Raw genomic sequence first — 14,428 nt, 5'->3', positions numbered from 1 at the left:
TTCCTCCTCACGATTCTCCGAAATGCTCCTGATATAACTCTCGCACGGAATAGGGGCCTACAAGAGTCTTTTTCTGTCGGCCATCCCAGGAATATACATGAATTTTGCCACCATCCCCAATGTACCGCTGTTCCTCAAAGGGTGCGGGAAAGGGGAAGCTTTCTACGATGCTCCAGTCAATCTTGGGCTTCAGCCCATCAAACTCCTCGCGCTTGAGCCTTTTGAAATTGAACACCAAGGCCGCTCCAATTCCATCGAAAAGCAAATCTGTGTATTCTCTGGGGGTAATATTCTCGCTCACGTTGGCAGCTTTGATGTCCACATTCAGAACCTTGTCGCCGCAGTTTGTCCATATTTTATTGGGAGAGAACCAGGTAGTCCGATCCTTGCCGCCTGCAAAATCCTCGCGGAAATAGCTTCTGTTTGCGCTGTCCATCTCAACCCCTTCCCGAAGCAAGCCGTTGTATGGGGAAAGCGGAAAATATCGGTGTTTTGCCGGGTCAAACTGGTCAAACGAAATGTTCAACAGATACCCATGCTTCTCACTGCGCATAAGCTTGTGTGGCTTCACAATGTTTTCTTCGATGAAACTCCAAATGTACTCGTCCACATGAATAGATACACGAGGGCGACTGAATAATGTAATCTTGTAGTGATCCTCTCTGTCCATTCTCTCCGTATTGAACCAAATACGATAAATTTTAACCATAGTTATCCCCTCGCATGATTTCTGCCAACGACACTTCTGTTTCCGCCTAAAAAAGCAGTTCCCCAAAAAATAGTCTAAGAACCACGGCAGATAATGTTTCAAGCTGTGGCTTGCTGAGAGGAGTGTAGTGAAGGACGATTTCTCCATACAACTCCGTGTTGATGTGGTGTTCTTCCAGATACCGCAGAACCTTTCGGTTGTTCCGCACGATATTTAGACGAAACCTGGTATTATCAAGGGCATATTCAAAACAGTCCGGGTCAATCAACTGACCATTGGCTGGATCATTCATTTCCAAGCGGAGTGCTTCCGCGCCGGTCTTGCGGGAGAGTGTAAAGTAACCATCCTCCCATTCAAAGAACAGGCAGGACAGCCCTTCCTCATTGTCCAGCTCCCAAGTCATTCTTTTTGCAAATAATTCCATCATTTTACCTCAGACTGCGTTCCAGTCGCACAACATTTCATTCTGCGTGACCCGGCGCAGCTCGTCCCGTACCTCCATCAGCGCAAAGCCCAGCAGGTTTTGTCCCCGCCACTTTATGGGGTCCCGGGCCTCCGGGGAGCCGACTGCGAGACGAATGCCCCAGATGTTATCGTATGGACTGGCCTCCACCAGCACACTATCTCCGGTGGAGAGAAGAAATTCACGCAGGTCGCGGTTCTGGCTGAATTTGCACCAGTTGCCATTCAATACAATGGCGTATTTGAACTTGTCCCATACCTTCTGGTCAAACCCCCGCACCTTGCGGCCCAGGGCCTTGATCTGTTTCGGGTCGCTACACTTCAATATCTGCTCCCGGATTTCACTATCACCAAAGAGTTCCGCCTTGCCCGCCATCATATACTGCTCCATGCAAAGATAGGTATTGGCAACGGACCAGAAATCCTCCATCCACCACTGGCTGAGGCAGCTTTTTGTCAGCTGGCCGTCCTCGGCAGGCTGATGGCCCCAGAATAAGCAAAATTCCCGCTTTCTCCCAGCAGCAAACTCCTGCTGGAGCCACTGGCGAGTGTACTTAGGGCTTCCTTCCAGCTGCCACGCATTCACCCAGAAGTCCCCCTGTTCCAGCACTTCGCTGCTATCTTCGTCATCCCACCAGCCCTTCCAGGTTACCGGCTCGGGAAAGAGGGTGCGGTATTCCGTCCGCTCATCCGGGGAGAGGGTGTCCAGCCAATGGCCAAAGCGGGATATGGTTTCCTCCCCATAGCCCATGCGCCAGCCAATAGAGTATCGCTCGATCTCCCGGTGAGCCAGCCAAGGGGGAGGCATTATTTTCTTTTCCTGTAATGCCATATCATTTTCCCTCGTCTCACAGCAATTAAATTCTTCTTTTCTTACCATATAATCAAACTTCCGTCTGTTGGTAAGATTGGGGTTCCGTTTTCATTTTCCAGATTCGTCTCATGCGATGCAAATCTTCCATTCCAGCCGAGCACGATATGCCCATCCTTGTAAATATCAATGATCCGGCTGAAAAATAGAGGGAACTGAGGAAACCTTTCAAGGAAGTATTGTTCAACCAGTAAATATTGCACCATTCGGCACAACTGAAGATCTATGCTGTCAGGAAAGCCACAATCACGCAGGAATCTTTTTTCCGCCGAGTTCAGATCGAGGCCATTTGCCTTCGATGCTCTTTTTTCATAAGTGCGCCAACTGGCCTCCACACATGGCATAAATTCATTCTGGTAAAACTTCCACCCAGCCGTTTGCAGAATAAAGGTATCTGCACGACAAATGCCTTCTTTGAACAAATTTGTAAGGCAGACGGTTCCTGAGTAGTTCTTTGTATGCAGCAGTAGTTTTTCTGCTCGTTTTGGGTCCTTTTCCTGAAGATATGGGTAATACGATGGTTTATCATACGAAACTCCACAACAGGAAAACCAGGGTATTTCATCGAAAGAACAAAGGGTTTCATTCATTCCTTCTGTAAATACAATCTTTTTCTTGAAAAGCATACTCAGCCCTCATAACTACTCCAAGGTCATTTCACAAAGAACCAGCTTGTCTTTCTCATCACTGAGAAATGCCCGGTTCCCCCATACATCCAGCACATGGAAGGAAGCGTATCCACGGGGCATGGCAAGGTCGATCAGCACCAAATCCGAAAGGCGCAGCAGCTTTTGTTTACCCTTCCAGTCATCGTTCTTAAAAATGGGAGATAGGATCAGGCAAGTCCTGTCACCGGAGAATTTTCCACGCATCCCGTGTTTTCCGGGCAGGCGGCTTAAATTATCCTTGCCCCACAGTTTCTTTTTGAATAGTCCGTTTTCCTCCAGTTCCAGATACCAATAGTAGCCCATGAGAGAAAGACCCGCCGGATTGATGGTGCTGCTTTCCAAAAAGGCATAAAACTGTCCGTTCTGTTCCAGTATGGAGCCAATCATAGGATAGTTGTAGTGAAAGTCTGACTGGGCAAAATTGCCGCCAGCTCGCTCTACCGCCGCCAAATGGGTCTGTCGGGTTCCTGCTTTGCTGTATACGCAAGAGCCACTTTCTGCCCAGTGTGCGGTCATGGTTTCAAAGTCTACCGTCAGGCGGGTAAAACTGTTGGTCGCATCAGCGGAGTTGTCCACTCGACACACAATAGGGAAAACGCCCTGGCTTCCGGTGACTGCCACCGGCATGGGGATGCCCTGGGCACACCAGTTATTCATGGGGATCGGAATCCACTCTCCATCCATCTGCGGCATCCACCAAAGGGATTTACTGGCCGGGCAAACCAACAGGATTCCTCTGTCGCATGAGAGTAAGACAGGAACTTCCCAAACATCTTGCTGCTCTTTCGGCTCCGGGCTGGGAATCCACCTGGAAATTTCGCCTTTGACCCACAAAACGCCGCTGCACTTTTGCAAGAGATGATAGGTCCAAAACACAATTTCATCCTCGTTGCGGGCTACCATACCCTTGCATCCAGTCGGGCTGTATTTGAAGGAAGTTCCCGTCAGTTCAAATTCCTCGAACTCCCAGTTCTTTAGCACTTTTAGTTTCGCTTTCATACTTTCACCTCACAGCAAGTCTGCCTTGATACTGCACCGTTCCAGAATCGGCAGCACCTGTTCCGGCTTGGAGGACATGAGGGTAATATGTTTGAGATTGGGGAACTGGCGCAGTTCCGCCTCCGTAATGGTATTAAGATCAAAGGCTCCATCCTCGCCATCCCAGAACGGACAGAGCTGGGTATAGATCTCGCTGCCGCCATCCATCTCGATTTCTGTGACCGACCGGGCCAGCCGCGCCGGAACCGGGTATTGTTCCAGCCACTTCCGAATCTCCGGGATGGGTTCATACCCTTCCGCATCGATGTCGATCTTGCGGCGGCGATAATCTCTGGCAAACTCATGGGCATCCAGTTTAGGAGCCAGTAAGCCTTTCTCATACATCAGGACTTCCATGACCGCCAGCTTGAAGTTGAAACTGGTAAAGGTGAGCACTGGTTCAGTCGGCTTGGATAACTTGTATTTCTGCGCTTTCGCCGCCTTTTGCTCTGGCTCTTTCCAGCTGATCTGCACCATGGCGGAGAGGGCCTCCAGCTTTGCTTTCTGCGCTGACTGCTCCTCTGAAACAGGACCCGGCAAGCGGGTATAAACGGTAAAGCCGCCTAATTTGAGGGTATGGGCAAATCCGGCGAAATCCTTCCAACTGGCCTCCCGGTAGTCCTTGGACCCGATCCAAACCGTTCCGTCAAATGTCAGCCGAACCGCATACTCTCCCTGCTCAGCTACCCGGACGCCAAGGGTTTTGATGGTCTGCTCATCTTCATCCAGCCAGCACTGGAGTCCAAGCTCGTCCCACAAAGCAAGGGCCTGGGTATAGGGACTCTCCCGGCCAGTCATGGGGCTTTTCCGTGTTCCATTTTGCAGGACTATGCGGGCAGGCCCCAGCTTTTCCGCCATCTGCGAAAGGGTAAACGGCGGCGTAAATACCGACCCCAGGATGGTCAGTCTGTCTTTTTTGAGCACGATTTTTCGCTCCGTGGTCTTGGGCGGAAGATAGATTGGCGGATTCGGGTACACTTCTTTGTAGTCCCGCCATTCCAGCTTTTTGGGCTTGTTTGCCGAGCGCAAAAAGCCCCAGAAGTCGGTGGGATAACGAAATACCGGCCCAACCCTGTCCCGCCGGGTGACGATGACCACCGTGCCATCGGTGAGCATCCCAATGTGCTGCATGTTCTCCCCGCCGAACATGCCCGGACGGATCCGCAGCACCTCACGGGTGTTCCTATTGATGAGCTGGGCAAAGTCATCGGAGAGGATTTCACCGTTTCCCTGCACCAGCAGCCAGTCCCCGGTAAACCAGCGAAGTTTCAGCCCCTCGCCCATGCCGGGCAGGGAGGCGATGCGGCACCGCCCGGTGTCCATGTCCAGTTCCAGCAGGCATTCTTCCATCCGCCCCTTGCCACTGACTGCGTGGATCATGGTAATGCGGCCTGTGCCGGGAACGGGAACGGCCTCGGAGAGATGGTCGTATCCATCCAGTGAGAAGGTGTGTTTTGTTACCTTGCCGTTTTCCCAGCGGTAAATCTGCCCCTTGTACCACTCGTTGGAAAAGTAGACCCGGCCCAGACCGTCTGTCGTAATGCCGCAATGGTATTTGGTGCTCCATCCATCTTCCGGCAGAGTCCAGTTTTTCACATCCTGACAGGTGCCCCGGTCTGTCAGTTCAATCCGTGTAGCGTTGGTGGGATCACCCACCCAGAGGGAATGGTCAGCCCAGCACAGGGTCTGGGGTGGACCGTCATATCCAATGGGGGACGGTTCGGCCCAGTTAAGCGTGGCTGGATTCTTGCTCAATAATGCTCGGCCAATAGTCCCGCTGCCAGCGGCCCTGGACGCGGCATAGAGTCCATTTTCTGCGGAATAAGTGAGGCACCCAAGATGCGGCAAACTGTGGGCGCGGGTCACCTGGGGCGGACGCTGGCGCAGATCGGCCACACAGCCGTTTTTCCATTCTTCTGCATCCTGGTTTTTCCATTCGCCCGCCGCAAAATCACCCGCCAGGGAGTTGAAGAAATAATCGTACTCATCCTGAAGTATGTATTCCTCGCAGGGCATTAGCTTTCCAGGGTCCTGCTCCTTGGCATGGTCGCCCCATTTTCGTCCTTGCTGTTTCATCAGGTGGCAATATTGCCCCTGCTTTTTGCAGTAGCGTTCCCATTCGCTGCGTTCTTCCTCCGGGATCAGGACAAAGAGATACTCGTCCTCATCGTCCAGGTTATACAGTCCCCAGCCGAAGGCAGACAGCTCCTGCCCCAAGGCCGCCGCTCCTTTTTCATGGGATAGTTTCATATACTGAACGCCAACGGCATCAAAGCGTTCATCCAGCAGCGCCGGGACCTGTGCGCCCCATTTTTCTCGAAGTTCCGCCAGAGTGTCCTGTACGGCTCCGTCAAATTTTAGAATGTCCAGCGCATCGGATATGATTTGTGCCCAGTCTGGCATGAAAGTACCCCCTTTTTAGTGCCTCAAAGTTTGCTGCTCAGCCGCTTGACTGGCGCAGACATTACATCTGGAAAATGCTTACACAGAATCTCTGTGAATAAGGTCATTGCAAGAAACGGCTTGAGATTACCTGCTGCAATCTCAAAATATTGAGAATAGCCCCAATCCAACTCATCTTCTCCGCACCAAAAGTTGAGAAGTTCTGCCCCCAGATCCATCCGCTGACTGGATAGGGATTTCCATGGAATCTGTGACCGCAGATACTCCTGAACCTCTCTGAGCTGTTCTGCGGCAATGCGCTGATGGGCATAATCCCACACATTCTTGAAATAGGTATCCAGTTCTACATAGCCAGAAAAGAGGACGCCGCAATCAATCTTGGAAAATATCTCCACCATACAAAGGATGCGCCGCCGGTGAAAAGCCTCCATTTCCCGTTCCAAGGCCTCAGCCTGAATCATTTCGTGTTTCTCTATACAGGCATAAGCTTCATTTTCTGGTATCTGGAACGCTTCATCTACTTTTTTGGCTATGGTAAACATCTGGATTTCATCGGCATTCTTGCGCTTGCGTAGGTCATCCCAACTGCCTCGCTCCCATTTATCCTCTTTTGAATAACAAGCAGAGCATATCGCCTGTGCCGGGTCAATTTCTCTCGTCAAACAGTAAGGACAAAGAATTTTCGCATTCTCACACAATCTGATCGGCTCCTTTATATTATTCCATGTCCGCTTCTATTTCTTCCGCTTCCGACAAGCCATATACATCCGTTGGCGTATCCCCTGAAAACTCAACCATAAGTCCAAATGGCTCCCCCACAGGAAGGGTACAAATCTCAAAGTGCAGGCCCCATTCTGTCTCATCATAAAACAGAAATTGCGGCTGCTCGGCGGGAATCTCCGTTTCAGGGAATGGAGCGCGCTGCAATCCAAACTTCTCAGGGCTTTTACCAATCTGCGCCTGAATCTCATGCTCCGCTTTTGAAAGATACTCCCGCCAGTTTTGAAGCACAGAACGGATAAAATCCAGGTTTGCCGACCGGAGTTCAGATGTGTTCAAAATAATGGAAAACAGGATCTCTGTGTCTGCGATTCTTCCAGTCCAGCAGTGGACGGTCCCTGGTCCTTTCTGAAAGGTCATTGCTCCCAATCCCAAATCGGAATGTTCAAAAAACTGTTCCATATCATTCTTCCCCCAATCCCCAGGTTACAGCGACAGCCATGTAGTTAAAACACTGAGTTCCTCCCGCAGCAGTGGGGACTTGCCAGCGGCGGCAAAGGTTTTTTGGACGCCGCTATAGCGCCGCTCGGAGCGATCCGCCAGCTGGAGCGCGGCTGCCTCCAGATTGGGAATCGCCATCACAGCATCTGCCAGCGCCTGGGCGGAGAGCTGATCCGCAATCAGAGAGGCGGCAAAGTAGCGCAAATGGCTGTGAGAGAGGGCGGACAAATCGCTGAGTTTATGCAGCTCATAGAGTTTCAGGGCATAAAGGGAAGAAAGCCCATCCAGAGCCGGTAGTTTCTGCACAGCTGGCAGTGACTGAAGATAGAGTTTTTGAAGTTGTGTTGCTGGTGTCAGAAAAGGGGAGAGATCTTCCGTTTTCCGCATTTCCTCCAAATGGAGATAGGTAATGCTGGAGAGAAGCGGGGTGATGTCGCCATTCTTTTCCCCACGCAGGTGGAGGATACGCAGGCCGGGGAGAGAAACAGTGTCCCAGGAAACAGGGGCCGACAGCCATAGGGACAGTGTATGAAGCTGCTTTAGCTCGGAGAGAACTTCTACACTCTCACATTTTTCCATTAGGGTCAGTTCCTCCAGATTGGGGTAATCTCGTAGGAAGGACAGATTCACCTTCCGCTCTCCCGTCACAGACAGACACTGTACTGCATCTGGTTTCAGTCCATTTAGATCAATCTTTTCTCCGCCGCGCCAGAAAACTGCGGTGCAGTATGCCTGTTCCATTTTGCTTCTCTCCTTATTCCTCAAACTCGCCCTCAATCATTCCATTAAGATATTTTCCGGGATCAGCAATAAATTCCTCCCATTTGGCTAACGGATGAAACTCCTTATGCTCAATGTCCAGATACCAGAGTTTCTTATCTCTGGGACTCCACAGCAGCAAATAGTCGCTGTAATTGTCCATTTTCGCCATAAGGGAGAGCAGCTTTTTTCGTTTCCAGGTCATCTCCTGTACATCCATGTAGGGGTACAGTTCCGCCCATTTCACCAGTTCCCGCTCTGGAAATTCCAGACGCAAGGGGCCGGTCTTTAAGTATTCCACCAGCTTGGCAGGCAGCTTGTAAGGCGTGAGTTGACGCGCCTTTTCCTGTTCGTTATGCCATTCCTCCGGCTCCAGAGCTTTTAAGTAGGCGGCCATTTCCTGATTTTTGTTCTGTACTGCCACGGTGTAGGGCCGGTCACCGTATTTATCCGGGATGGTGATGTCTGCACCCTGTTCCACAAGCCAGCGCACCATAGAAAAATCGTTGTGCCGTGCAGCTTCAGTGACAGGAGTCGAAGCGTAGGGAAACACCATATCTGGCTTGTGATAGTTGATGTCCGCCCCGTTTTGAATCAGATACTCCACCAGTAGCTGATTTCCATGGCTCGCCATACTGCGCAGGGCTTCACCGCCGTATTGTTTCAAATCCATGCCCATCCTTTTCAAAATGGGGAGTACATTAGGCTCATCCCGATCCACCAAGTGGAGAAACAGCCTGCATATATCCCTTTGCGTTGCGGGGATTCTGACTCCCACATCTACCAAAAAGGAAAACAGGGTCAGGTCTTGACTGCGCAGGGAACCACAAAGCAATTCTTCCGGGTTATGGGTCAAATCTGCTCCGCATTCGATCAGGAGCTGTACCATGTCCATCCGATTTTCCAGTACAGCCAATTCCAGCGGAGAGGCTTCGTCATCCCGCGGCCAATCTCCAATCATTACATGATAGCATTGTGGCTCATTGGGAGAATGCCCTGCGTGAAGCAGGGAACGAATCGCCTCTATGTCACCACTTTTGATGGCAGCCATCATGGGAGGTACATTTGAATAGCTTACTTCACTCATCCGAGTCCTCCTTATAGTCTATTGAAAAATTTCCTGATACCTTTCTCTCAGTTCCTTCGGAGCCGTCTTAATGACCTTGCTGCCGCCGTTTTCAGAGGCTTGCCCCCAGATGGCCCAGAGCAGGCTCTGCCAAGCGATGGCCCGGAATTTCGGGTCTTCGTTTTCTTCCGGCAGGAGATAAGCGGAAAAGCGGCGCTTGACTGCCAGCAGTGCATCCAGGCTTTCCCCATTGGCTATCAGGCTGCGGAATTCTCTGGCAGGCTCCAGCCACTGCATAGATAATGCGCCCCGCACCAATACCCCCAGCGTCCATGGTTGGAACCCAAACTTTCGGATCAAGGCATGAAGGAATTTCCCTTGCAGGGAGGAGTGCTCGTCATCGCAGAGATCCAGATACTCCGTCACCAGCGGTGCCCACGGTTCTCCCTCCAGCCCCAGAGCAAACACGGCAAAGGTGCCGGGCATCGCACAGGCTTCATCCGCGAGGTTTTGGTACCACTCAAACTCCCGCATAGCCAGGCGAGCGTATCGCTCCATAACTGGATGCAGATTGGGGTGCTGCACGGCGCAGGCAAAGAGCTGGTGGACGCCCTTTTTGGGCAGACCGGGGATGGGCAAGTAGAGCTTCTCCGGCCCGCGGAACTCGATGGAGTAGCTGCGGGGGAACTCCGGCTGCTCCAGCACCGCGCACAGGTAGTCCAGAATTTCCCCATAGCACTCCTCGGTGGAGTCCCTGGCGGTGATGCGGATGGTGGCAAAGGCGTCGTTAGCCGATGCAGTCAGGTGCTTTGTTTTCCGCTTTTGGATGTTGGGCGGCAGTTTGCCGCTGCCGCCCGTTTTCAGCTCCTTCACCATATCCGGGCGGAGCTGGGAAACCAGGCTGAGGATATGCTCGGTGGTGAGGTACTCAAAACTCAGCCCATACACGGTATAGCAGACCGCCACATAGCAGGCAAAGCGCAGCAGCCCATCATCCACATCCTCCGGGTGCAGTTCGGGCCGCATGGTGCAAGGAGGGAAAACCGTAAAACCATCCTCCCGCTCTCCGACCACAAAGTACCGGTCCCGCACCTGGTGTTCGATGTATTGTCCCAGTGTGTGATCAATCTCTTTCCAGCCCACCAGACGCCGCAGGGCATCGCAAAAGGCGACCGCGTCCTCATAGGGGAATCCCCTCAAAGGCAGCTTGGACAGATACCGCTCCAGCAGCTGGCTGGGGAGAAAGGGGGTTCCGCTCTGGTTCCGAACCACGGCCGGATAGCCGGAGTGGTTTTCCTTTGCGGTTCCATCCAACACATCCTGAATGCACTGATCGGCGTGTTTCAGCACTTCGGGGTCCGTGTCCGGTTTATGGATCAGATAATAACGGCCATGCACGCCGTCACGTTTTGGTAAACTCACTGCCAGTCACCTCATCCTTCCGTGTTCTCCGTTACCGGAATAAAAATCTGCCGGTAGCGCTCCTTCAGCTCCTCCGGAGCGGCTTCCACCACCTTCTGACCACCCTTGGCGCTGGCTTTGCCCCAGATCACATAGCAGACCGTTTCCCAAGCGTATTGTAGCACTTCCTCCGGGCTGGCTTCTGTTTCCTCGGTGGGTTCCTCGTCCTCGTCATCCTCGTCGGAGGAAAAACCGCTGGGAACGATCTCGGACAGATGGATTTTTGCCTCCAGTAGAGCGTCCAGGCTTTCTGCATTTGCCATCCACGCGGCATAGTCCTTGGAATACTTCATGTTCTGCATGGACAGCATCCCACGGACAAATACAGGGACGGTAGCGGCGGTAAAGCCGAACTGTTTTGCATACTCCCGGAGGAATTTTTCCTGTAAGTGAGAGTGCTCATCATCACAGAAATCAAGATAATCCCATACCAGCTGCCGCCACTCTTGCCCCAGCATTCCCAGGGCGAACACGGCAAAACTTCCGGGGAGCGCGCACTGCTCATCGCTGAGATTGGTGTACTGCTCATATTGCCGCATAGCAAGCCGGGCGTACCGTTCCATCAGGGGGTGGAGGCCGGGGTACTGCACGGCACAGGCAAAGAGCTGGTTTACTCCCTTTTTGGGCAGACCTGTGATGGGAAGATACCTCTTTTCCGGTCCTTTGAACTCCACTGCATAGCTGCGGGGAAAATCCTCCTGTTCCAGAAGCTCGCACAGGTAGTTCAGCACTTCACGGCAGCATTCCTCCGTGTTGTCCCTGGCAGTGATTCGGATAACGGCAAAGGCATCGTTGGCCGATGCGGTGAAGTGCTCTGTTTTCCGCTTTTGCAGAGAGATCGGCAACTTGCCGGTTCCATTTTCCCGGAGCTTTTTCACCATATCAGGACGGACTTTCTCCACCAAGCCCAAGAGATAATTGGTGTCCAGATACTCAAAGTCCATACCATATACCTTATAGCTCACTGCCACATAGCAGGCAAAGCGCAGCAGCGGTTCTGGGACCTGCTCTGCACGGATGCCTGGTTTCAGGGAATACTCCCGATCCCAGCGGTGGTCATCTTCACGGCCTGTCACAACAAAATACTTCTCTTGCAGCTCCTGTTCCAACAGACCACGTAAATAGTAGTCAATTTCACCCCACCGGCTTTGGCGGCGCAGGTTTTCGCTGAAGGCAATGGCCTTTTCCGCATCCAGGGTCTCAGCCCGCTGTGTTTCGGTCCATTTCCTCACCAGATCGTGCACATCAAAGGGCGCGCCTTCGCTGCTGACCACCACCGGCGGCCAGAGAGAATCGAGACGTGTGATCCTGCCGTCAATGGCGTCCTGGATGCACTGGTCAAAGAGCGGCTGCAGCTCCTCCTGTACCTCGGGCTTCATCCAGTAACAGCGCCCATCCGCACTGTTGCGCTTTGGCAAACTCATATCAGGCCACCTCTTTTTGAACAATAAAAAATGCCCCGCATCAGCCTGTCACTGGGGCAGACTGACACAGGGCGCGAAAAGGCCGCACAAAACCAAGGACGTTTGTCCGAGGACAGTGTTCCTTGTGTGCCTGAGGAGATTCTGTTGTTTTATGTCCGCTTGGACATGGAGATTGAACTCTAATCATCTTGTTCCACCCGGGGCGTATTTTCTTTGATACGCTGCATCTCATCCACCAGGGCCTTTACCTGAAAGTCCACCATATCTTCCGCCACTTCCGGGAAAAGGAAGGGCATGGTGTCAGGGATGGCCTTGTGAACCATCATCATAGCCAGAGCCAGATTGCCAAATAGGCGAGGGTCTATGCTGTCCACCGGCAGACCAAAGATAGAGAGCAGCTTGACATAAAAAACAATCTGATCCCGCCGGAATGCCTGGAAATTCGCCTCAGAAAGGCAGTGGTACACTTGTTGTTCTTCCTCAATGGACAAAACGGCAACCCCGTTTTTGGCTCCATAGCAGCAGTTTTTCAGGAATGTCTCCACTCCTGCCCGCCAACTGAGGGAGGGATCTTTCATCAGCTGCCGCGCATAATTCAGCAGCCGGGGCTGTTGGTATCGCAGGGCTTGACAGACCAGTTCTTCTTTGGAGGCAAAGAGGCTGTAGAAAAAGGTTTTGGAGATGCCCACTTTTTGGCACAAAGTCTCAATGCTGCTGTGGATTAGACCCCGGTCCACAATACACTGGAGTACAGTGGCCATCAAAGCCTCTTTTACTTGTTCCCGTTCCTGTTCTGAATAGGATTTTCGTGCCATAAGTCGTCACCACTCTAATAAATCTCAAAATTTAAAAATAGTCTTTATTGATATTATATCTAAGCTGGATGGAAAAGCAAGTTAATTCAAAAAATAAGTTGCTGCTGAAATCAGCCAAGGATGACCTTGGGAGAATCAAACGCGCTTTAGTCTAACAATCTTCATGCTGAAAAAGCGTATGTTAAGGGTATCTCTGGGTTTGATTCTATGAGATATAGGCAGTTTTTCCAGCACTTGGGTGGATGAAAGGAACTTCAATGTATAACAAATTGAGGAGTTCCGTTCAGTAGAGCTTGTAGGCAATTATCAAACACACGGTTAGGTTTCATGGAAAAAGAAAATTTTTTGTCTCGACGGACTTCGACAGAATAAACCTTGAACAAAAAAATATATTCCGCTATAATGAGCCTTAATTTAACCTGCTATCAGCACTATCTACTGTAAACTCAAAATCAAATTCACAAAGAAAAGGGGGCATTTTAATGACTTCAGACCAGCGAATCAACTTGAGCGTGTCCAACTGTCCCAAGTGTGGAACCCGGCTTATGTGTGGGAAAATTATAGTCATTGGCTATCATCAATGCCCCAAATGCAAACGTCATTGGGTAATTGAAATGGAACATAATAAAGTGATTGTGACCCGTGCATCCAAATTTTTTGAGGATCTGGCGGTTAATCTCGCATAAATAACATTGTATTAAAGTATTACATAACCCAACAAGTGAATATTGTATTGAGACATACTGTAGAGGTGTTGAACTGGGTTTAAGCCCTTAAGAACACAAATCAGGAGTCAAAAGTTTGTTCGATAGGACTGAACCGGCTATAGGCCGGACGAGCCGGCAGACGGAAGCAATTCCCCAGCGGAATTGCGGCTGTCTGTCGGCCTTTTTTATTTTCTCCTATCTTACCAGACAGCACAGGGAGGTGCTTCCGTCTCGCCACACAGGAGTGACGTATGCGCCAGTGCTGGGAGACGTATATCGCCAAGTACCCCTAACCTTCGGATTTTGACCGTCAAAACACGCTTCAAAATCTGGAGGATATCCTTATGCGCTTTGATGTTGTCGAATGTGGCATTAGAATTCGTACGCTAAGAGAAGATTTACATTATACTCAAACACAATTCGCAGAGCAGCTGAATATTAGTTTGGATCATTTAAAGTCTATTGAGCGTGGGCGTCGTGCCTGTTCACTCGATCTGATTGCTCAGATTGCCCTTACATACGATGAATCATTGGATTTTCTCATTCTTGGAAAAAGATCTCAGATAGATATTGCCAAAGCGAAAATTGCGGAAGCGGTAGCTATGGCTGAGCAGGCAAAGCGTATGTTGTAAGAAGGTGTACTAAGAGTACACCAAAAGGTGTACTACCAGTCACTCCCGCAGCGGAAATTTCTAATGTATCATATAGTCACAGCAAGGGACTCCCCCCAAAGGGAGGACAAGCCCGAAGCTGGCGGACCTTGAAAATTGAATAAGCAGCCTCCTGGTACTTCCAGACAATGATACTTCCGTAACTCGCGGCCC

General features: G+C 51.1%; 14 protein-coding genes. 1 reads left to right on the top strand and 13 read right to left on the bottom strand.

Annotated elements, in window-relative coordinates; translation table 11 throughout:
* Positions 1-7: 7 nt before the first annotated feature.
* From JCM17207_RS13285 to JCM17207_RS13225, 13 genes are all read right to left on the bottom strand, one after another.
* On the bottom strand, positions 8-709 hold the full coding sequence (locus tag JCM17207_RS13285; RefSeq protein ID WP_238318102.1) for a hypothetical protein: 702 nt from the start codon (positions 707-709) through the stop codon (positions 8-10).
* Between the two features lie 46 nt (positions 710-755).
* Positions 756-1,136, bottom strand: coding sequence for a hypothetical protein (locus JCM17207_RS13280; RefSeq protein WP_238318101.1), 381 nt, complete (start codon positions 1,134-1,136; stop codon positions 756-758).
* Between the two features lie 6 nt (positions 1,137-1,142).
* The gene (gene ybiA / locus JCM17207_RS13275) at positions 1,143-2,003 is read right to left on the bottom strand and encodes a riboflavin biosynthesis intermediates N-glycosidase (protein ID WP_238318100.1); all 861 of its coding nucleotides are present in this window, start codon (positions 2,001-2,003) and stop codon (positions 1,143-1,145) included.
* Positions 2,004-2,044: 41 nt separating this feature from the next.
* On the bottom strand, positions 2,045-2,668 hold the full coding sequence (locus JCM17207_RS13270) for a hypothetical protein (RefSeq protein WP_087291745.1): 624 nt from the start codon (positions 2,666-2,668) through the stop codon (positions 2,045-2,047).
* Positions 2,669-2,683: 15 nt separating this feature from the next.
* Positions 2,684-3,709 carry a hypothetical protein gene (locus JCM17207_RS13265; protein WP_238318099.1) on the bottom strand — a complete coding sequence of 342 codons (1,026 nt, stop codon included), beginning with the start codon at positions 3,707-3,709 and terminating at the stop codon, positions 2,684-2,686.
* A 9-nt stretch (positions 3,710-3,718) separates the two neighbouring features.
* Positions 3,719-6,151 carry a DUF6892 domain-containing protein gene (locus JCM17207_RS13260; RefSeq protein ID WP_238318098.1) on the bottom strand — a complete coding sequence of 811 codons (2,433 nt, stop codon included), beginning with the start codon at positions 6,149-6,151 and terminating at the stop codon, positions 3,719-3,721.
* A gap of 23 nt (positions 6,152-6,174) precedes the next feature.
* Entirely contained in the window at positions 6,175-6,849 is a 675-nt protein-coding gene (locus JCM17207_RS13255) for a hypothetical protein (protein ID WP_238318097.1), read from the bottom strand.
* A gap of 19 nt (positions 6,850-6,868) precedes the next feature.
* Positions 6,869-7,333: a hypothetical protein gene (locus JCM17207_RS13250; RefSeq protein WP_238318096.1), complete on the bottom strand. Its 465-nt coding sequence runs from the start codon at positions 7,331-7,333 to the stop codon at positions 6,869-6,871.
* Between the two features lie 24 nt (positions 7,334-7,357).
* A complete protein-coding gene (locus JCM17207_RS13245) occupies positions 7,358-8,113 on the bottom strand; it encodes a hypothetical protein (protein WP_238318095.1) in 756 nt (251 codons plus the stop codon).
* Between the two features lie 13 nt (positions 8,114-8,126).
* A complete protein-coding gene (locus tag JCM17207_RS13240; RefSeq protein WP_015565824.1) occupies positions 8,127-9,218 on the bottom strand; it encodes an ankyrin repeat domain-containing protein in 1,092 nt (363 codons plus the stop codon).
* 18 nt (positions 9,219-9,236) lie between these two features.
* Positions 9,237-10,619 carry a DUF6138 family protein gene (locus tag JCM17207_RS13235; RefSeq protein WP_238318094.1) on the bottom strand — a complete coding sequence of 461 codons (1,383 nt, stop codon included), beginning with the start codon at positions 10,617-10,619 and terminating at the stop codon, positions 9,237-9,239.
* An 11-nt stretch (positions 10,620-10,630) separates the two neighbouring features.
* Complete coding sequence (locus tag JCM17207_RS13230; protein ID WP_238318093.1) at positions 10,631-12,082, bottom strand: DUF6138 family protein; 1,452 nt, start codon at positions 12,080-12,082, stop codon at positions 10,631-10,633.
* A 179-nt stretch (positions 12,083-12,261) separates the two neighbouring features.
* Positions 12,262-12,897, bottom strand: coding sequence for a TetR/AcrR family transcriptional regulator (locus JCM17207_RS13225; protein ID WP_238318092.1), 636 nt, complete (start codon positions 12,895-12,897; stop codon positions 12,262-12,264).
* A gap of 1,051 nt (positions 12,898-13,948) precedes the next feature.
* On the opposite strand from JCM17207_RS13225, the gene JCM17207_RS13220 reads away from it, so the two are divergent.
* The gene (locus JCM17207_RS13220; protein WP_238318091.1) at positions 13,949-14,236 is read left to right on the top strand and encodes a helix-turn-helix domain-containing protein; all 288 of its coding nucleotides are present in this window, start codon (positions 13,949-13,951) and stop codon (positions 14,234-14,236) included.
* The last annotated feature ends 192 nt before the right edge of the window (positions 14,237-14,428 follow it).

Source organism: Faecalibacterium gallinarum (assembly GCF_022180365.1).
Taxonomy (GTDB): Bacteria; Bacillota; Clostridia; order Oscillospirales; family Ruminococcaceae; genus Faecalibacterium; species Faecalibacterium gallinarum.
Note: the sequence above shows the minus strand (reverse complement) of the source record. Positions and strands in the feature narration are given on the sequence as shown.

Coding starts and splice junctions, on each gene's coding strand:
- JCM17207_RS13250 (WP_238318096.1), bottom strand. CDS start 7,333: ATGGAACAGTTTTTTGAACATTCCGATTTGGGATTGGGAGCAATGACC.
- JCM17207_RS13285 (WP_238318102.1), bottom strand. CDS start 709: ATGGTTAAAATTTATCGTATTTGGTTCAATACGGAGAGAATGGACAGA.
- JCM17207_RS13225 (WP_238318092.1), bottom strand. CDS start 12,897: ATGGCACGAAAATCCTATTCAGAACAGGAACGGGAACAAGTAAAAGAG.
- JCM17207_RS13270 (WP_087291745.1), bottom strand. CDS start 2,668: ATGCTTTTCAAGAAAAAGATTGTATTTACAGAAGGAATGAATGAAACC.
- JCM17207_RS13260 (WP_238318098.1), bottom strand. CDS start 6,151: ATGCCAGACTGGGCACAAATCATATCCGATGCGCTGGACATTCTAAAA.
- JCM17207_RS13265 (WP_238318099.1), bottom strand. CDS start 3,709: ATGAAAGCGAAACTAAAAGTGCTAAAGAACTGGGAGTTCGAGGAATTT.
- JCM17207_RS13230 (WP_238318093.1), bottom strand. CDS start 12,082: ATGAGTTTGCCAAAGCGCAACAGTGCGGATGGGCGCTGTTACTGGATG.
- JCM17207_RS13245 (WP_238318095.1), bottom strand. CDS start 8,113: ATGGAACAGGCATACTGCACCGCAGTTTTCTGGCGCGGCGGAGAAAAG.
- JCM17207_RS13220 (WP_238318091.1), top strand. CDS start 13,949: ATGCGCTTTGATGTTGTCGAATGTGGCATTAGAATTCGTACGCTAAGA.
- JCM17207_RS13240 (WP_015565824.1), bottom strand. CDS start 9,218: ATGAGTGAAGTAAGCTATTCAAATGTACCTCCCATGATGGCTGCCATC.
- JCM17207_RS13280 (WP_238318101.1), bottom strand. CDS start 1,136: ATGATGGAATTATTTGCAAAAAGAATGACTTGGGAGCTGGACAATGAG.
- ybiA (WP_238318100.1), bottom strand. CDS start 2,003: ATGGCATTACAGGAAAAGAAAATAATGCCTCCCCCTTGGCTGGCTCAC.